The organism is Pseudoclavibacter sp. RFBI5 (assembly GCF_002931395.1).
Classification (GTDB): domain Bacteria; phylum Actinomycetota; class Actinomycetes; order Actinomycetales; family Microbacteriaceae; genus Pseudoclavibacter.
The window spans coordinates 229,700-247,998 of the sequence record NZ_PSYA01000004.1 but is presented as its reverse complement, the minus strand read 5'-3'; the positions used below and the strand labels follow the sequence as shown (position 1 = coordinate 247,998).

Here is an 18,299-nt window from a genome sequence, read left to right as displayed (position 1 = left end):
AATATGTTTCCAAAAGGAATCCTTACCCCCTCCAAAGGAAGAGGCACGGGATCAAATTGGCATTTGACATAGTGCACGCTGTTGAGTTCTCAAGAATCGAGCGCTTCCCTCTTCAAGCCTCACGGCCATCTCTAAGGAGCAATCGCTTGCACTGCAAACCCCGGACAAGAACCACGGACCGTGAGCATGAAGCTCATCCTCCGCACAACCAACTGGAAGAACCAGAGGCTGACGATCTTGCTACCCGGTGAGGCAGGAGTTCCGAGTGTAGATCATGTTGCTCCAACTTGCAAGAACAAGTGGCAGATGCTGATCTTTCTTTCGGACTGTCCGGCCCGTGCGACCCGCTCTCGCGTTTCGCTCCGTTGGCCTGACGAGTGATTACATTACGCAGAGACCCGGCGGCACACAACTCGGGGTACATCCCGGGCGTGTCGACCTCTCCGGCCCGCTGCCTGGCGGGCCACCGGCACTGGCGTCACCCTGCGTAGACCCGCCGCGCGCCGCCGTCGAACTTCTCGAGTGCGCCTGTCTCGCCGGCCCGGACCGCGCGACCGCCGAGCCAGAGCGCGTAGACGAGGTAGAGCGCAAGCGCGGCAGCCCCGATCCCGATCTTCACCGGCCACGGCCAGTCCTGCCTCGTCACGAACCCCTCGACCAAGCCGGAGATGAACAGGAAGATCGTCGTGCCGATCGCCACGACGATGAGCGCACGTCCATCGTCAGCCAGAGACTGCATGCGCGTCTTCGCGCCAGGGGCGACCCACGCCCAGAAGATACGAAGCCCAGCGCCCGCCGCGACGAACACCATCGTCAGTTCAAGCAGTCCGTGAGGCGCGATCCAGAGGAAGAACACATCGAGGTGCCCGTGCGCGCCGAGCACCGCGGCGCTCTGGCCGAGCCCGAGCGCATTCTGCACGAGAACGACCGGCACCCACAGGCCGGTGATGCCGAATGCGATGCACTGCGCGGCGATCCAAGCGTTGTTCGTGAAGACCCTCGCCGCGAAGCTGGATTCCGAGAACTGAGAGTAGTAGCCGACGAAGTCCTCTTCCGCGTACTGCTCCAGCGCGGCCTCGGAGCCGAGGAATCCGAGGATCTCCGGGTTCGCCGTGATCCACCAGTAGCTGAGCGCGCCTACGAGCAACGTGAATACCGCTGCACCGAGCGTCCACCACCGAACGCGGTAGAGCGCAGCGGGCAGGGCAAGAGTGAAGAACGTGCCGAGGACCAGCAGGATGTTGCGCCCTGCCCCAGTGAACCTGCCCCGCGCCCGCGACAGCTGCACGGAGAGGAACTCTCCCTCGCGGGTCTCGCCGTAGCTCGTTCGGAGGGCCGAGAGCTCGGTCGACGAGTCCTGGTATCGCGTGATGAGCTCGTCGATCTCGGCGCCGGTCAGATTCCGGTGCCGAGCCAGCGCCCCCAGGCGCCGCCAATCCGCCGAACGGGCGGTTGTGAGAGCTTCAAGATCCATCTGTTTCAATACTGCCATGGCCACTCAGACGAGACCACGGGAACGCCTGAGCGTCAGCGACGAACAGCTTGTCGCCGGCGAAGGCGTGCATCTCGACGTCCGGCCAGCGGGGTTCGCGCTCCGCGCGGCATCGGCCGCCCTCGATGCGCTGGTCTACATGGTCGGATACGTCGGCCTCCTCATCCTGACCATGACGGTCCTCTCGAGCGACGACTTCCCGTTCGCCATCGACGAGGCGCTCATGAGCGCCATCGCCCTCTCGCTTCTCGTCGTCTGCCTCGTCATCGCTCCGTGCGTCGTCGAGACCCTCTCGCACGGCCGATCGGTGGGGAAGCTCGCCACCGGGCTGCGCATCGTTCGCGACGACGGGGGCGCGTCAGGGTTCCGGCAGGCGCTCATCCGCTCCCTGCTCGGATTCATCGAGCTGTACGGCACCTTCGGCGGCATCGCCATCATCACCGGCCTCGTCAACGGCAGGGCCAAGCGGCTCGGCGACATCCTGGCGGGCACCACCTGCCAGCGCGAACGTGCCCCGAAGCTCAGAAGCCACCTCGGGCCGATGCCCCAGCAGCTCATCGCCTGGGCCGGGATCGCCGACGCCGGGAGGCTGCCGGACCGAACCGCTCGCCGCATCCTGGACTACCTCGACCAGGCTGAGCACCTCACGCCCGCGCACCGGGACCGAGCCGCCGGCGAGATCGCGCGCGAGACACTCCCCCACGTGCACCCGATCCCCGACGTCGACGCCGACACCTACCTGCGAGGCCTCGCCGTGCTGCGCCGCGATCGAGAGCTCGCCGCGCTCTCCGCCATCGGCCGGCGGGAGACGGCGCTGGCCCCGACGCTCAACGGCATGCCCCACTCGTTCCCGGACCGAGGCTGAGCCGCGGGTCAGAGCTCGGTTCCCGGGCGGGCCGTGTCGGGACCCGACGGCGCACTGCAGCGCGAACAGCCGCAGCCCGCCAGGGTTCTCCCCTGTCGGGCTGCGGATTGTCGCGTGCCTGCCGATGCGCGGCGGGCGAGATTCAGTACCGGTAGTGGTCGACCTTGTACGGGCCGTCGACGGCGACGCCGATGTAGTCGGCCTGCTCGGGGGTCAGCTCGGTGAGCTTCACGCCGAGGGCATCCAGGTGAAGACGCGCGACCTGCTCGTCCAGGTGCTTCGGCAGCACGTGAACACCGAGCGGGTAGGCGTCGAGGCGCTGCCAAAGCTCGAGCTGCGCCAGCACCTGGTTCGTGAAGGAACTGCTCATGACGAAGGAGGGGTGACCGGTCGCGTTGCCGAGGTTCAGCAGCCGCCCCTCGGACAGCACCAGCAGCGAGCGCGAGTTCGGGAGGCGCCACTCGTGCACCTGCGCCTTGATCTCCACGCGAGTCGCACCGGCGAGGCCCTCGAGCCCGGCCATGTCGATCTCGTTGTCGAAGTGCCCGACGTTGCCGACGATCGCCATGTGCTTCATGCCGAGCATGTGCTCGAGCGTCAGCACGCTCTTGTTGCCCGTGCACGTGATCCAGATGTCCACCTGGTCGAGGACGTCCTCGACCTTGGCGACCTGGAAGCCGTCCATCGCGGCCTGCCACGCGCAGATCGGGTCGACCTCGCTGACGATGACCCGAGCGCCCTGGCCGCGAAGGGCTTCGGCCGCACCCTTGCCGACATCCCCGTAGCCGACCACGAAGGCGGTCTTGCCGCCGATGAGCACATCGGTCGCGCGGTTCAGCCCGTCGGGCAGCGAGTGGCGGATGCCGTACGTGTTGTCGAACTTCGACTTCGTCACCGAGTCGTTGACGTTGATGGCCGTGAACTGCAGCTCGCCCCGCTCGGCGAGCTCGTACAGGCGGTGCACGCCCGTCGTCGTCTCCTCCGTGACGCCGCGCACCTCGTCCGCGATGCGGCTGAAGTGGCCGGCGTCGACGGCGAGCGAGGCACGGATGGTGTCGAGGACAACCCGCATCTCGACGCTGTCGGCGTCGCTCGCGTCACGGACGGCTCCCGCGATCTCGGCCTCCCGGCCGAGGTGCACGAGCATCGTCGCGTCGCCGCCGTCATCGAGGATGAGGTTGGGGCCGACGGCACCCTCTGCGCTCCAGTCGAAGATGCGCGAGGTGCACCACCAGTACTCCTCGAGCGTCTCGCCCTTCCAGGCGAACACGGGGATGCCCTTCGGCTCCTCGACCGTGCCGTCGGGTCCGACAGCGACGGCAGCAGCGGCTTCATCCTGCGTGGAGAAGATGTTGCAGCTGGCCCAGCGCACCTCGGCACCGAGGTCGGTGAGGGTCTCGATGAGCACCGCGGTCTGCACCGTCATGTGCAGCGAGCCGGCGATGCGTGCGCCGGCGAGCGGGTTCTGTCCCGCGTACTGGGCCCGCAGCGCCATGAGCCCAGGCATCTCGATCTCTGCCAGACGGATCTGGTGGCGCCCCGCCGGCGCGAGCGCCAGATCTGCGACGACGAACGGACGTTCGGTGGAGAGCTCGATACCTGACGTTGGTGCCATGACTGCTGCTTCCTTGCTACGGGTGTGGTGGATGCTGCGGGCCTGCTACTCGGCCCGGATGAGGCCGAGCACCTGGTCGCGCAGCGACTGCAGGCGCGCCTCGTCCTTCGCCTCGGCGTTCAGGCGCAGGAGCGGCTCGGTGTTGGAGGCTCGCACGTTGAACCACCAGAAGCCGGTCTCGTCGGAGCCGCGGACCGTGAGGCCGTCGAATTCCTCGAACTCCGCGGTGCTCGCGAAGGTGTCGACGATGCGCGCGAGCGCCGCAGGCACGTCGGCGACCGTCGAGTTGATCTCACCGGAGGCGAAGTAGGGGTTCTCGAGCCCGCCGATCTCCGAGAGCTGCTTGTCGGAGCCGCCCACGGCTGCGAGCACGTGCATCGCCGCGAGCATGCCGTTGTCGGCACTCCAGAAGTCGCGGAAGTAGTAGTGCGCGGAGTGCTCTCCGCCGAAGACCGCATTCGTGGCAGCCATCTGCGCCTTGATGAGCGAGTGACCGACCTTCGTCTGGACGGCCTTCGCGCCCTCCTGCCTGATGGCCTCCGGAACGTGACGCGAGACGATGAGGTTGTGCAGGATGGTCGGCTCGGTCTCGCCGGCTGCACGGACACGCGCGATCTCGCGGCGCGCGACGATGGCGGTCACGGCGCTCGGCGAGACGGGCTCACCCAGCTCATCGATGAGGAAGCAGCGGTCCGCATCGCCGTCGAAGGCGAGGCCGAGATCGGCGCCATGCTCGATGACGGCCGCCTGCAGGTCGACGAGGTTCTTGGGGTCGAGCGGGTTGGCCTCGTGGTTCGGGAACGTGCCGTCGAGCTCGAAGTACATGGGGATGATCTCGAGTGGCAGGGCTCCGAGGCCGGCCGCCTCGCCGAGCACGGCGGGGACCGTGAGGCCGCCCATCCCGTTGCCGGCGTCGACGACGATCTTGAGCTGGCGGATGCCCGAGAGGTCGACCAGTTCGCGCAGGTAGGCCGCGTAGTCGGCGAGCACGTCGATGCGCTGCTCCTCGCCCGGCTGCTCGACGGCGGCGATGCCCTCATCGAGGAAGGCTGCCGCGCGATCGCGGATCGCGGAGAGGCCCGTGTCGAAGCTCAGCGCCTTCGCGCCGGCGAGCGACAGCTTGATGCCGTTGTAGGCGGCAGGGTTGTGGCTGGCGGTGAACATCGCGGCGGCCGCGTCGTACCGGCCGGACGCGAAGTAGTCCTCGTCGGTCGAGCAGAGCCCGATATGCGTGACGTTCGCGCCCCTCGCAGTCGCGCCGCGAGCGAAGGCCGCCGCGAAGCCCGGAGAGGAGTCGCGCATGTCGTGGCCGACGACGACCGTCTGGCCGGACAGCGCGAATTCGTCGACGAAGCCGGCGCCGAGCGCCGTCACGAGCGTCTCGGTGAGCTCGCTGCCGACGAGCCCCCGAACGTCGTAGCTCTTCACGACACCAGAGAGAGAACCCCGCTCGTCACTCGACGCGGGTGCGATTGCCACAGAAGTCATGAACCCAAAACTACCGGACGCATCATGCTCCAGCCCTGCGGTGGCGTCGAGCGCTCAGCGTGGCGCGCGCACAGGTCGTAGCTGTGGGGTTCGGCAGCGAGCGCAAGCGGGCCGATGACGGCGAGCTTGTCCTCGTAGTCGAAGGTCAGCGTGTACTCCGCCTTGCGGGTGCACGCGACTCGTGAGCATGGTCGATTGGACATCGGCGCAAGTCTACGCCGGGCGTAAACTCGCAGGCATGCCACGTCGCCGCCGGGAGAAGAAGTCCGAGAACGCCAGGAGGCAGGCCCGCCCTGAGCGGGGCCTTGCCCGCGGCAGGCACGGCAGGGGCATCCGCTCGAGTGTCGCCGGACCGTACCTGCCGATGCTCACGGGTCGGGTGGTCCGGTTCGAGAACCACGTGGCCGATGCGATGAACTACCTGCGCGCAGCCAACCCCGAGCGGCTCGCGAATGTGCAGGTGGACATCGCGAACGTGCCGAAGACGCTGCAGCATGCGGATGGCATGGATCGTTGGCACGTCGAGTCGCCGAACCGCATCATCCTGTACCGGGTCGCGATAGATCGCCTCGCACGACTGCACTGCGAGGACCCGGTCCACTACCGGATGCTCGTGGAGCGGTGCGTGCTGCAGGCCGTCGCCGAGCTGCTCGGCTCCGACCCGTGGGACATCGCGCCGGAGCGCTTCGGCGACGAGTGAGCTCCCCGCCGCCTGCCTGCCTCAGCGGTAGACGGTGATGACCTCGGCAAGCGGGTTTCCCGCGTAGCTCGGGATGGCCGCGAGCTGACCGTCGCCCGCGTAGGCGAGCTGGACCGAGACCCGGTCGAGCCCCTCGAGCCGGTACTCGCGCGAGGCCTCGACGTCGATGGACGTCGTGCCGTTGGCCGGAATCGTGACGGCTGTCTCCGTGCCGTCCTCCGCGATGAGCGTTGCGGTCTTCTCGACCCCGTCGGCGTCGGCGAGCTGCAGCTTGGGAGACGGGCCGTTCGGCACGGCGACGACCTGGCTGTCGCTCAGGACGGGGACCGGCAGGTACCAGGCCAGGTCCGATGCTGTGGCGGTGGCGGTGGTCTGCACGGCGGCGACGACGGGGTTGCTCGCTTCGATCCCGAGCGTGTACTGGCCGATCGGATACCCCGTCAGCGGGATCTCCGTGGTCCGTCCGCCCTCGATGGTGAGCGAGATCGGCTCCAGGGCGGTGCCGGCCGCGTCGCGCACGTCGACGGTGAGCTCCGTCTGCTCGTCTCCGGGCGCGAGGACTCGCAGCGTCGCGCCGCGCTCGAGCACCAGCGTGCCCTCGGCTTCCGACGCAGTGCTCGTCGAGGGGACGCCGACGATCGCGAGCGAGGTGCTCGGCGCATCCTGGGCCCCGATGATCTCGATGCCGCTCGGCGTCGCGCCCGAGGTGCGGGTCTGGTGCAGCGTCGAGATGATGCTTCCGGAGACGGCTTCCACGTGCACGACCAGATCGCCTCGATCGGGCGCGACCCCCTCGAGGCTCACGACCTCCCTGCTGCTCGCGGGCACGACGATCTCGCGGATCGTCGGAGCCTGCACGACGCCGTCTGCCGTCGAGACCGTGACGCGCACGTCGGCGGCCTGGTCTGCGGAGTTCACCATCACGAGCTGCGTGCTGCTGCCCTCCGCCGTGCTGCCACCGACCAGCCACTGCTCTGCGGATGGCATCCGGCAGGCCGTGGCTGCGAAGCCCCCGGCTGAGGGCTGCGCGAGCTCGAGCGTCTGGGCCGCAGCGAACGCCGTCGGCGACCCGTCCTCGGTCAGGCCGGGCACCGTGAAGCGCACGGGCGCGAGCGCCTGCTGCTGGTCGGCCGCAGGCGTGGAGGCGACGACCGGCTCGACCTCGAGCCCGCCTTCGTCGCCCGCGAGTCGGATGCTCGTGGTGCCGAGCGTCGCGGGGAGCGTCGGGTCGTCGGTCGCGAGCCCGAGCAGCGTGAGGGGGCCGGGGCACACGCGATCCTGCGCGCTCGCGACAGGGCTCACGAGGACGGAGTTCGCGGAGGCGACGACGACGCCCTCCGGCGCGAGCTGCACGGCCGCGACGACGCCCCCGACCGCGACGATGGCGGCGACGACGCTCAGGGCGCGCCAGACCGGCCGCCGTGCGTGCCGCTTTCCGGGCGCCTTGCGGGCTGCGTCGTCTGCGGCACGCGCCTCGGCGATCACCTTCGACTCATCGAGCGTCATGGTCGCCTCCCCGTGCACCTGTGCCGAGCACGTCATCGTCGTCGTCGAAGTCGTCGACCGTCAGCGCGGTGACATCGCGCCGCAGCATCCGCTCGTCGCCGTCCGTGTCGCCGTCGAGGTCGTACCACGGGCGCCCGCTGGTCTTCTCCCGGCGGCGCACATCGGCGGCGCGGGCGCTGAGCCCTCCGGTCGGGAGGGCGGCGAGGAGCGTCAGGGCAAGGAGCACACCCTGCACGATGAGCATCGACCGACCGAGCGTGGTTCCGGTGTTCGCGGTATCGAGCGGACCGGAGACACTCGGGTCGGTCGGCTCCAGCGTGGGGCCGACGACCTGCCAGAGGGTGCCGAACTCCGTTGCCCCGGCCGGGCGCAGCCCGAAGTTCGCGTCGAGGGAGGAGACGAGGCGCCCCTCCATGGTCGCGGCGTCGCTCCCGCCCTCCGGGACGAGCAGGTAGCTGATGCCGAGCGCGTGCAGCTCCTCGGTCGGGCGGTACGAGGAATCCGAGGCGAAGTTCACGGCCAGCTCCGCCAGGCGCTGGTCGCCCGCGGAGAAGCCGACGCTCGTGGTGCGCAGCGTCGACTGCGAGTCCAGGCTGTCGCCGGTGCCGCGCTCGAGACGCACCTCGACGGCGCCGCTCGCGAGCGGCGCGATCACGAGGGTGCCGACCTCGTCAGAGGCACGGCCCTGAGCATCCACGATGGCGGGCAGCGATCGGCCATCGCCGGCACCGACCAGCGCGTCGCCGCGCAGGAGTGCCGTCGCGGGAAGAGCAGCCAGGAGCACGATGCCGACCAGCGCGACGCCCGCGAAGACCTGCGAAAGCCGGGGGCGGAGCGCGCCGAGCGTTGCCGCGGCCGAGATCAGGGCACCCAGCCACATGAGCGACTGCGCGCTGCCGGGCCACAGCGAGATGCTCTCGACCCCGACGTGCGAGAAGCCGAAGCGGCTCGCCGCCGCCGCGGTCACGAAGCCGAGCAGCAGCAGCTGCAGGCCGAAGAGCGACGCGCGCCAGTTTCGGCTGCCGGGGGCGAGCAGCGCCAGGAGGAAGAGCGGAGCCACCAGGGCCGCGGCGACGATGGGGACCGCAGGGGAACCCTCGAGCAGCCCGCCAGCCCAGCTCGGGTCCTCGAGCAGGGACCCGGGGAAGCCGAGGAGCATCTGCCACGCATCAGGAGCAGTGCTCGCGAGCGGGACTCCAGGGTCCGCGAACAGCGCGAGCGGGCGCCCCCGGTTCCACTGCGCGACGGCGAGTGGCGCGAACAGCACCAGGGTCGGCACCGCGGTCAGCAGGCGCTGGACGAAGCCCCGCCCGCCGATGACGAGCCATACGAGCCACACGATGGCGATGGGCAGTGCCAGGATCGGGGCGGCCGCGATCGCGATCGCCGCGAGCAGCCCCGTCGCAGCCGCGCGCGACCAGTTCCTCGACGCGCTCAGCGCGGAGAAGATGAGCCATGGGAGCACGAGGTGCGCGATGACGGCGGCGATGCGCCCTTCCGCGAGCGCGACGACGAGCGGTGGCGCGAGCATCCAGGCGAAGGCGGCGAACGCCCGCAGCCCGGCCCGGTTGGTGAGGCGCGCCACGAGGAGCCATGCCCCCATCGCGGCGAGCGGGAGCGCGAACAGCCACAGCAGCACGATGCTGAGACTCGGGTGCCAGAAGGTGAGGGTGCCGAGCACCGCGAGCACGTAGGTGAAGGGATCGGCGACGCCGAACGCGCCGTCCCCGACATCTCGGACCCCGTACCCGGTGCGCCCCCAGAGCGTGCCGATGGAATCGGCCAGCGGCAGGAGGCCACCGCCGGAGAGCGTCGACTGGCCGATGAGGGACAGGCCGAGGCCGAGGCCCAGGACGGTCGAGACGAGCAGCACCCAGAGTCCTCCGGAGCCGACGAGCGAGTACCGCTCACGCTCCTCGTGCGTGAGGGCACGCAGCTCCTCGCGCTGCAGACCGAGCGTCTTCTGGTTCTCCTCGGCGCTCACGAGCAGCGGCTCGATGACGGTCCACGGCTCGGTGCGCGTCTTCGCGAACTGCGCCCTCGAGCGGGCGGCCCCGGTCTTGCCGAACGTCACGCGCGACGCGGAGCGGAGCTCGGCGAGGATACGGCGCGGACGCTTCCGCACGAGGTGCCAGATGCCCTTGAGCAGAGCGATCGGGATGAGCAGCAGCCGCAGGACGCCGAACGCCGCTGCTGGGGTCTTCGTCAGGCTGCGGTGCACCCTGGCGGTGTCTCTGGCAGCTTCCACCGCCGAGGCGCTCATCCCGGGGTTCATCGCGGCCGTCCCCGGCGCTTCGGGGTCGCAGGCGACTCGCGCTGAGGGGGTCAGCAGCACGCGGCCGCCGGCAAGCCACACCCGCGTGCAGAAGTCGAGCGCGTCATCGACGGCGGGAAGGCCAGGATCGAAGCCCTCGAGCGCGAGCCACGGCTCGCGACGAACCAGCATGCCGCCGGCCGCGACGCCGAGGACGTCGGAGTCCTGGTCGAACTGCCCCTGGTCCAGCTCGTCTTCGCGGAGTCGCAGGCTCTCGCCGTTCTGCAGCATCGACTGGCCGAACTCGACGAGCGTCGCGGCGTCGTCACTGCGGACGAGCTTCGGGCCGGTCACCTCGAGCGAGGGGTTCCGCTCGGCGGTGTCGAGGAGCTGCTCGAGCGCGTCGTGCTCTGGAGCGTTGTCGGCGCTGAGCAGCCAGAGCCAGTCGCCCTCCGACTGCAGCCCCTGCTCCTCGAGGACGGCCACCGCCTCGGCGAGCGCGGCACCGAACGTCGTCTCGGTCTCCAGCGTCAGCAGGATGTCGGGTTCGGCCGCGCGCATGACCTCGAGCGTCGAGTCCGTCGACGCGAGATTCACCATCACGACGCGGTCCGGGATGCGCGACGATCCCTCGAGCGCGGCGATGGTGCGCTCGAGCGAGCGCGACGCATCTCGCGCGACAAGGATTGCGGTGACTCCGGGACGCATTGAACGAATGGTATTCGGCTCCCCCGAGCGATGCCGCATTGCGAGCGGCAAGCCGCGAACACGCGCACCCCGGTGCCACCGCCAGCGGACGCACGAAGGGCCCCGCACGACCGAAGTCGTCACGGGGCCCATCAACGTGGCCTGCTCGGTCACGCGGACCGAGCTCTCGGCGGTTACGCGAGCTTGCGCAGCTTGCGCCGCTCGCGCTCGCTCAGCCCACCCCAGATGCCGAAGCGCTCGTCGTTGGACAGCGCGTACTCGAGGCAGTCGCTCCGGACCTCGCAGGAGTCGCAGATCCGCTTCGCGTCACGCGTCGACCCACCCTTCTCCGGGAAGAAGGCCTCTGGATCGACCTGCGCGCACAGCGCGTCGGCCTGCCATGCGAGCGGGTTGTCGTCGCCGACATTCCTTCGAACTCCTGGGACGCCGAGGTTGACCGGGTCGACATACCAGTCCTCCGGAACCGAGGGGTTCCTCCCTGGAATTGCCATATCACGTTCTCCCCACGTTACTTGCGGGCACCTGCCCGCGCGTCGGAATCATTACATCGTTGTAATTCACCCCGCGTCAAGTCGAAAGCCCTCAACACTAAGCCCGGTCTTGAGACTTTTCGGAGAAGCCGCGCGCGATTCGCGGCGGCGTGTCGCCGAGGATCCCCCGCGAGGTGGCGGGCTGGACCACCCCGGGGGGCTCGCAGACCCCCGCGACGAAGATTCTCAGCTAGTCGGCGTGTCGCATCGGCACCGTGTCGCGACGGTCGAGCCCCGGCCCGGCCGCGAAGAGGTCGACGGAGCCGATGACGCGCACGGGCAGCTCATCGGGCGTCACGAACACGGACTCGCCAGCGCTGATCTTCGCCGTCGACTTCGCTCCCTCGAGACGGGCCTCCCCCTCGAGGCACAAGAGCATCGTCGGGCCGTCGAGGTGGATGGTCTTCACCGCTTCATCCGGGCCGGGAACGACCCGCACGAGCCGGAAGTCGGGAATCTCGGGCCGGTACTCCTCGACGCCCTCCTGGATGCGCGTCGCGGCGATGTAGGGCGGCGGCACCGGGGCGAAGTCGAGCCGCGCGAGCAGCTCCGGGATGTCGATGTGCTTCGGCGTGAGCCCGCCACGCAGCACGTTGTCGGACGCCGCCATGATCTCGATGCCGAGGCCCCGGACGTAGGCGTGCATGTTGCCGGCGGGGAGGAAGATCGCCTCTCCCCTCCTGATCGTGATGTGGTTGAGCAGCAGCGCCAGCGCGATGCCGGGGTCACCCGGGTACATGCGCGCCAGCGTGGCGATGATGCCCCGCTCCCGAGCGAAGCGCTCGGACTGGTCTCCGGACTCGTCGCCCGCGAGCGCTACTCCGGAGACCGCCGCCACGAGATCGCCGACGGCGTCGCCACCCTCGAGGAGCCAGGTCACGAGGGACTGCAGCTCCTCCCCCGTGGAGAGCGACACGACCCGAGCCTCGAAGTCCGCGAGCGCGGCGCGTCCTGCGGGCGGCTGCTCGGCGTCCGACTCCGCGCGGCGCGCGAAGTCGCCGACAACCGCGGCGACCTCGGCGAAGTCGCGGAACCCGGCAAGCGCATCCATCGTCTCGCTGAGCGCGAGGAGCATCTCGGGCTTGTGCAGCGGATCCTTGTAGTTGCGCTCCGGCGCGCTGAGGGGAATGCCGGCCTGGTTCTCGCGCTCGAACCCGAGACGCGCGTCCGTGAGCGTCGGGTGCACCTGCAGCGAGAGCGGGGTCGCGGCAGAGAGCACTTTCAGGAGGTACGGCAGCCGTGGGCCGTCACCCTCGCGCAGCCCCATGGCGTAGCGGCCGAGCGCGGCCACCGGAGCCTGCTCGATCCAGGCGTCGAGGGTGGCGGCGCCGCCCGCGAGCTCGGGGTCGACGATGCGGCTCGGGGCACCGGGATGCGCGCCCAACCACAGCTCGGCCTGGGGCACTCCCTCCCAATCGGCGTCGTCGAGGGTGCAGGCGCCGGTCGTGCCGAGCAGCTGCGAGATCGATCCTGGCGCACCCCAGGCGTAATCACGGGGGGCATTCTTCAGTGGCAGAAACATCACGCGAAGGCTACCGAATCTCACCGCCTCTGTGGGAGCGGTGCGGCGAACTGCAGGGCAGACACAAGAGCCCGGCCCCGAATCGCGACCGACTTCGCGGATTCCGCCAAGGCGCTGGCGTGAGCATGGTGACGCTTCGTAGGCTCGCGGAGCGCTCGATTCGCCGCCGCAGCCGGTGCCGCCGGTCCGACGATCGCGGAGCGCCTTCCACCCGCGCGACTCGGAACAGGACGGTCATGGACGACAACGAACTGCAACTTCTGCCAGGCGACTTCACGGGGCTCGAGGCCGAGCTCTCGGCCGAGGAGAGGGGTCTCATCGCCAAGCTTCGCGAGTACCTCGAGCGTGACGTGCGACCCGTCATCGACGAGCACTGGGAGGCCGCGACGTTCCCCACCGAGATCGTCAAGGGTCTCGCTGAGGCCGGCGTGGTCGGCCTCGCCTTCGAGGAGACGCGCCCGTTCCCGAACTCCGCCGTCTTCCGCGGGTGGACGGCCCTCGAGCTCGCCCGGGTCGACGCCAGCGTCGCCACCTATGTTGGCGTGCAGAACGGCCTCGCGCTCGGGGCCATCGGACTGTGCGGTTCCGACGCCCAGCGTGAGCGATGGCTTCCGGCACTCGCCTCCGGCGAGCTCATCGGAGCCTTCGGCCTGACCGAGCCGGGCTCAGGCAGCGACTCGGCCAGGGGCCTCACCACCACGGCAGAGCGAGTCGGCGACGAGTGGGTGCTGAACGGCGCGAAGCGATGGATCGGGAACGCGACGTTCGCCGACATCGTCGTCATCTGGGCCAAGGACGTCGCAGACGGTCAGGTCAAGGGCTTCGTCGTCGACACCTCGCTCCCCGGGTTCACCGCCACCAAGATCGAGCGCAAGGTGTCGCTGCGCATCGTGCAGAACGCCGACATCACGCTCGACGGCGTCCGGGTCCCGGCCGACGCGAAGCTGGAGCACGCCAACTCGTTCAAGGACACCGCCACCGTGCTGCGTCAGACCCGGGCCGAGGTCGCCTGGCTCGCGACCGGCATCGCGGTCGGCGCCTACGAGGCCGCGCTCGCGTACGCGAAGGAGCGGATCCAGTTCGGCGCTCCCATCGCCGCCAGGCAGCTCATCCAAGAGCGACTCGTCGACGCGCTCGGCCTCATCACGTCCAGCATCACGCTCTGCGTGCGCATCTCGCAGCTCGGCGATGCCGACGCGCAGAAGGACGAGCACTCGGCGCTCGCGAAGGCCGTCGCGACGGGCAACATGCGCAAGGTCGTCGCCCTGGCCCGCGAGGTGTGCGGCGGCAACGGCATCGTCGCCGACTACGGGGTCGGCCGGTTCTTCGCCGATGCTGAAGCCATCTACTCGTACGAGGGGACCAGGGAGATGAACACCCTCATCGTGGGCAGGTCGATCACCGGCCACGCAGCCTTCGTGTGAGCACCCCTCCTGCACGCATCGGGGGCTGCATGCGGGGCAGAGGACCCGGGGCGTCCGCAAGTGCGCGAGAATAGGCCGGTGAGCTCCACCCGAACCCCCGCTGAATCTGCCGCGACTGAGCGCGCCCCCTGGCGCCGATTCTTCGCGCAGGTCCCGGGCAGCCCCGGCCTCACCGCGTTCGCGACCTTCACGTTCTTCACAGCGTTCGCGGGTGACTTCTGGCGGAACCTCGTGACCTGGTACGGCTTCGGGGTCATCGTCCTCGTCATCATCGGAATCTCCATCTGGCTGCTCGCGAGCAAGAAGCCGCTGCCGAAGATCATGCACTTGCCCTCGGCGCTCATCGCCTTCGTCGCCTGGTGCGCACTGTCCATCATCTGGTCGATCTACCGCCCCGAGTCGCTCCTCGGCTTCGGCATCCAGCTCGTGACCGTCATCGTGGCACTTGCCATGGCCGTCTCCCTCACGAAGCCGCAGTTCCTGCGGGCGTTCAGCGCGGCGATGCGGTGGATCCTCGGCCTCTCCCTGGCCTTCGAGGTCGTCGTCGCCCTCTTCTTCCCCGGCGGGGTGCTCCCCCTGGCGCTGCTCATCCCCGGCGAGCTCGAACGCGTGACCGGCATCCCGGGGGCAACCGCCGAGACCGTCCCGGCCGCCTTCCTCTGGAGCCAGGGCCACATCTTCGCCGGAAGCGCCATCCAGGGCATCCTCGGCAATCGCAACCTGCTCGCCATGGCCGCCCTCCTCTGCGTCATCGCCGTCGCCGTGCAGTGGTACGCGAAGCAGATGCGGCGCTGGCCCGCCCTCACCTGGATCGCCCTCGGCCTCATCGCCATCCTGCTGTGCAAATCGGCGACCGTCTTCGTCGGCTGCGCCGTCGTGCTGCTCGCCGTCGCGCTCGTCTTCGTGGCGAGACCGCTGAGCAACGCGCAGCGGTGGGGCATGTACGGCGCCGTCTTCGCGATCATGCTCATCATCGGCTGGGTCGTGCTGCAGTTCAACACGCAGCTGTTCGGCCTCATCAACCGCTCGAGCGACATGTCGGGACGCGGCGACATCTGGGCGGAGGTCGGACGCCTCGGCAGCGAGCATTGGCTGACGGGCATGGGCTGGATCAGCTACTGGGCACCATGGGTCGAACCCTTCAAGGGGCTCCTCGTCGTCGACGGCGTGCACTTCCTGCAAGCCCACAACGCCTACCTCGACGTCTGGATGCAGACGGGCCTCATCGGAGCGTTCTTCTTCGTCGGCATCGTGCTCTCGACCCTCATCCGCACCTGGTGGCTCGCCGTCGATCGGCCGCAGACCGACGCAAGCGGCCCGCGGGACTTCCCGCCGACGGCCATGCTCGCGTTCCTCCTCATGGTGGCGCTCACCGTGCAGTCGCTGACCGAGTCGAGACTGCTCGTCGAGGGCAACTGGCTGCTGCTCTGCTATCTGGCGATCTACTCGAAGCTGCGCATCCAGGACCTCCCGGCGCTGCCGAGGCGCACCATCTCGACCAAGACCGGACCGCTGCCGATCATCGAACGCAATCGACTCGAGGGCATTGACTGACGCTGTGACTTCTCTTCACCAGACGACGGAACCCATGCGCGGACGCAAGACGTGGATGGACCTCCTGCGGGGGTCTGCGATCCTGCTCGTGATCCTGTTCCACGCCTCGGCGCTGCCGGTGATCCTGATCTTCGTGCCGCCCACTGAGTTCGTCGCCGACCTCAACACGTTCTTCGGCCCGTACCGCATGAGCATGCTGCTCGTGCTCTCCGGCATGCTGCTCGGGCGGTCGCTCTCGAAGCCGGCAGGCGTCTACTACGTCAGCAAGGTGCGGACCATCGTGTGGCCGTACCTCGTGTGGGCCGTGATCTACTGGCTTGTCTCCGGGCAGGAAGAGTGGATGGATCCGAGCGCCTGGATCGCGACGAGCTGGCTCTGGTTCCTGTTCTTCCTTGCGATCTACTACGCGGCAGCTCCCCTCCTCGCACGCGTCCGCGGACCCCTGTTCGCGATCGTCCCCGTCGTGCTGTGGAGCTTGAGCGTGCTGCTCCCCGACGGGGACCTGACGAACCTCGCCTACTACGGCGGGTTCTTCTTCGCGGGGCACTTCGTCGCGACGTGGCGGGCGACCTTCACGCGATTCGAGACGATTCCGTGGATGCTCGGCCTCCTCGCCATCGCCGTGACCTTCAGCCTGCTGCTCGTGGCTCAGGACCACGCCTACTACTTCGGCCTCGGCAGCCACCTCGGCGTCTCCCCTGGGGGCCCTGGCGAGCTCGTCGATGCGCTCGACGGCCCCACCATAGACAACCCGACCGGCGAGGTCGCAGGTGCCGACAACGGCACCGTGATCGATCGGCTGTCCGTGCTGTGGATCCCGGTCGTCCTCGCGGGCATCGCCGGCATCATCATGTGGGTCCGCCGAGTCACGGGTGCCCTCGAGGGGCGCGGCGCTGACGCCGCCAAGTGGCTGCAGTACATCGGCCGCAACTCCGTGGTGTTCTACGTCGTCCACTACCCGACGCAGATCTGGATCACCTTCCGATTGGGTGAGGCCGGCGTCGTCGACTCGAACACGACCTTCTGGGCGTGCACGCTCGGCGCGCTCGGGATGAGCTACCTCGCCTGCTGGCTGCGCCGCTTCCGACTCTTCGATGCGTTCTTCGTCTTCCCGAAGCTTCGCAGCACCACACCTGCTCAGCAGGCCAGGGTGACCAGCAGCTCCTAGGTGCCTGGCTGCTGCAGAACGTCGGAGCAGCGGATATCGAATTTGCGGAACTCGGGCGCCGTCTCGAACTGGTAGATCGCGGCCGGGTTCGCCTCGCAGACGGTGAGCGCCTGGCGCCATTGCGGGGTCCAGGCCGCGCCTTCGTCGCGAGCGTTGTCGACCTCCGGCCACTGCATGGCGATGTAGGCGAAGAACAGCAGGGTGACCCCGAGCGCTGCGACGCGACTGAAGACGGGCAGCTTCGGACTCACTCTCGAGACGAACGCCGAGGCTGCGAAGGGAAGGCACGCAAGCGCGAACATGCCGGCTGACGCGCCGTAGCGGAGGTTGAGCAGCACCAGGAGCCAGACCTCCCCTTCGATGTCCGCGAACCTGAAGAACCAGAACGGGTTGACGATCAGGGACCCGCCGAACGTCGCCCCGGAGACCAGCAGGAGCGTGACCAGCGCGAAGCGCTCCGGATTCTTGCCGCACACCAGGGCGATGACCGCTGCGAGCGCGAAGGGGATGAGCCCGAGCCACAGGAACCAGGTGCCGTTCTCTGCGAGGTACACGGCGTTGGCCTCGACGTCCCCGTTCCAGATGGGGAGAATCGCGTTGGCGAGCCAGCCGATGATGACGTCCGCGATCTCCACGACCTCGTCAGACTCTGTCCCTCTCGGGTAGTTCAGCCAGGTGAAGACCTGCGCGCCGGCGCCCACGAGGGCGCCCACGGAGACGATGACGTGGGAGAACGTCCTGTTCCAGATGAGCCTCAGCAGCATGAAGGGCACCACGACGACCGCCTGGAACTCCGACAGCGCGCACGCCAGCGCGATGACGGCCCAGAAGATGCCCTCGCGCCTCGAGTTGATCTGGGCTACCGCGATCCACGCGACGAGCCAGAGGCAGTAGGTGTGGATGTTCGCGAGATCGCCGATGATCTCGCGGCTCAGGAGGGGGACCATCACCGGGACGATCGCCATGAGGAATCTCGCCGGCAGCCAGCGCAGGATCCCGCGCGTGAGCCGGAAGGTGGCGGCGCCCACGAAGCCGGCGAACAGCACGCAGAGGATGAAGACGCCCCTGTCGAAGTGCTCGATCGGCACGAATTCGACGAGGCCCGCCGCGAAGAGGCGCGGCAGGAAGTGCTGGTAGCCGGCGTAGGGCTGCAGGAGGGACGCGAACGTGCCGTTCTCGAGCTGCTGCCGCAGGAAGACCGGTCCGTCCTCGGCCCACAGCGCCTGCTGCTCGGCCGGGGCGATGCGAAGCCAGGTCGTGATGGTGACGACGACGAAGACCACGGCGGTCCAGAGCAGCTCGTTCCTGGTCCAGCTCGGTAGGCGACTCAGCCCCTGCTCGACCCTGCTCAGCTTCACAGCCTCTACTGCCTCTACAGCCAACGGACCCCCCAATTATCGCGCGCACCCGTCCGACGGCAGGCCCGTTCGAGCACCGAGCCTACTGGTGCGCGTGGCCGCACTCACGAGGACG

Annotated in this window: 14 protein-coding genes; 5 read left to right on the top strand and 9 right to left on the bottom strand. The window is 68.9% G+C overall.

Annotation, left to right across the window (positions count from 1 at the left end):
• Window positions 1-478: 478 nt before the first annotated feature.
• Window positions 479-1,474, bottom strand: coding sequence for a stage II sporulation protein M (locus tag C5E06_RS03990; RefSeq protein ID WP_104306053.1), 996 nt, complete (start codon window positions 1,472-1,474; stop codon window positions 479-481).
• 16 nt (window positions 1,475-1,490) lie between these two features.
• Here C5E06_RS03990 and C5E06_RS03985 point away from each other — a divergent pair, with 16 nt between their 5' ends.
• Window positions 1,491-2,357: an RDD family protein gene (locus C5E06_RS03985; RefSeq protein WP_104242943.1), complete on the top strand. Its 867-nt coding sequence runs from the start codon at window positions 1,491-1,493 to the stop codon at window positions 2,355-2,357.
• A gap of 142 nt (window positions 2,358-2,499) precedes the next feature.
• On the opposite strand, the gene ahcY is transcribed toward C5E06_RS03985, so the two are convergent.
• From ahcY to C5E06_RS03970, 3 genes are read right to left on the bottom strand one after another with little or no spacing between them, the layout of a single operon-like run.
• Complete coding sequence (gene ahcY / locus C5E06_RS03980; RefSeq protein WP_104242945.1) at window positions 2,500-3,972, bottom strand: adenosylhomocysteinase; 1,473 nt, start codon at window positions 3,970-3,972, stop codon at window positions 2,500-2,502.
• A gap of 45 nt (window positions 3,973-4,017) precedes the next feature.
• Window positions 4,018-5,460, bottom strand: a complete 1,443-nt coding sequence (locus C5E06_RS03975) for a phosphomannomutase/phosphoglucomutase (protein ID WP_104299642.1) — start codon at window positions 5,458-5,460, stop codon at window positions 4,018-4,020.
• On the bottom strand, window positions 5,457-5,663 hold the full coding sequence (locus tag C5E06_RS03970; RefSeq protein WP_104242949.1) for a DUF3499 family protein: 207 nt from the start codon (window positions 5,661-5,663) through the stop codon (window positions 5,457-5,459). The genes C5E06_RS03975 and C5E06_RS03970 overlap by 4 nt, the downstream gene beginning before the upstream one ends.
• 35 nt (window positions 5,664-5,698) lie before the next feature.
• On the opposite strand from C5E06_RS03970, the gene C5E06_RS03965 reads away from it, so the two are divergent.
• On the top strand, window positions 5,699-6,160 hold the full coding sequence (locus tag C5E06_RS03965; protein WP_181057986.1) for a hypothetical protein: 462 nt from the start codon (window positions 5,699-5,701) through the stop codon (window positions 6,158-6,160).
• 21 nt (window positions 6,161-6,181) lie between these two features.
• Here the strand turns inward: C5E06_RS03965 and C5E06_RS03960 are convergent, their stop codons facing one another.
• The 4 genes from C5E06_RS03960 to manA all read right to left on the bottom strand — a co-directional run bounded on the left by C5E06_RS03960 (window position 6,182) and on the right by manA (window position 12,680).
• Window positions 6,182-7,666 (bottom strand): DUF5719 family protein, encoded by a 1,485-nt coding sequence (locus tag C5E06_RS03960; protein ID WP_146081297.1) that lies wholly within the window; start codon window positions 7,664-7,666, stop codon window positions 6,182-6,184.
• Window positions 7,653-10,628, bottom strand: a complete 2,976-nt coding sequence (locus C5E06_RS03955; protein ID WP_181062885.1) for a glycosyltransferase family 2 protein — start codon at window positions 10,626-10,628, stop codon at window positions 7,653-7,655. The genes C5E06_RS03960 and C5E06_RS03955 overlap by 14 nt, the downstream gene beginning before the upstream one ends.
• Before the next feature lie 173 nt (window positions 10,629-10,801).
• A complete protein-coding gene (locus tag C5E06_RS03950; RefSeq protein ID WP_104242955.1) occupies window positions 10,802-11,119 on the bottom strand; it encodes a WhiB family transcriptional regulator in 318 nt (105 codons plus the stop codon).
• 229 nt (window positions 11,120-11,348) lie between these two features.
• Window positions 11,349-12,680, bottom strand: coding sequence for a mannose-6-phosphate isomerase, class I (gene manA, locus C5E06_RS03945; protein ID WP_258063927.1), 1,332 nt, complete (start codon window positions 12,678-12,680; stop codon window positions 11,349-11,351).
• Window positions 12,681-12,916: 236 nt separating this feature from the next.
• On the opposite strand from manA, the gene C5E06_RS03940 reads away from it, so the two are divergent.
• From C5E06_RS03940 to C5E06_RS03930, 3 genes are all read left to right on the top strand, one after another.
• Window positions 12,917-14,104, top strand: coding sequence for an acyl-CoA dehydrogenase family protein (locus C5E06_RS03940; protein WP_104242957.1), 1,188 nt, complete (start codon window positions 12,917-12,919; stop codon window positions 14,102-14,104).
• A gap of 78 nt (window positions 14,105-14,182) precedes the next feature.
• Window positions 14,183-15,658 (top strand): O-antigen ligase, encoded by a 1,476-nt coding sequence (locus tag C5E06_RS03935; RefSeq protein ID WP_104242959.1) that lies wholly within the window; start codon window positions 14,183-14,185, stop codon window positions 15,656-15,658.
• Window positions 15,659-15,662: 4 nt separating this feature from the next.
• Window positions 15,663-16,826, top strand: a complete 1,164-nt coding sequence (locus tag C5E06_RS03930; protein WP_146081295.1) for an acyltransferase — start codon at window positions 15,663-15,665, stop codon at window positions 16,824-16,826.
• Here the strand turns inward: C5E06_RS03930 and C5E06_RS03925 are convergent.
• Complete coding sequence (locus tag C5E06_RS03925) at window positions 16,823-18,184, bottom strand: hypothetical protein (RefSeq protein ID WP_104306049.1); 1,362 nt, start codon at window positions 18,182-18,184, stop codon at window positions 16,823-16,825. The two genes, C5E06_RS03930 and C5E06_RS03925, sit on opposite strands and share 4 nt — an antisense overlap.
• Window positions 18,185-18,299: the final 115 nt, after the last annotated feature.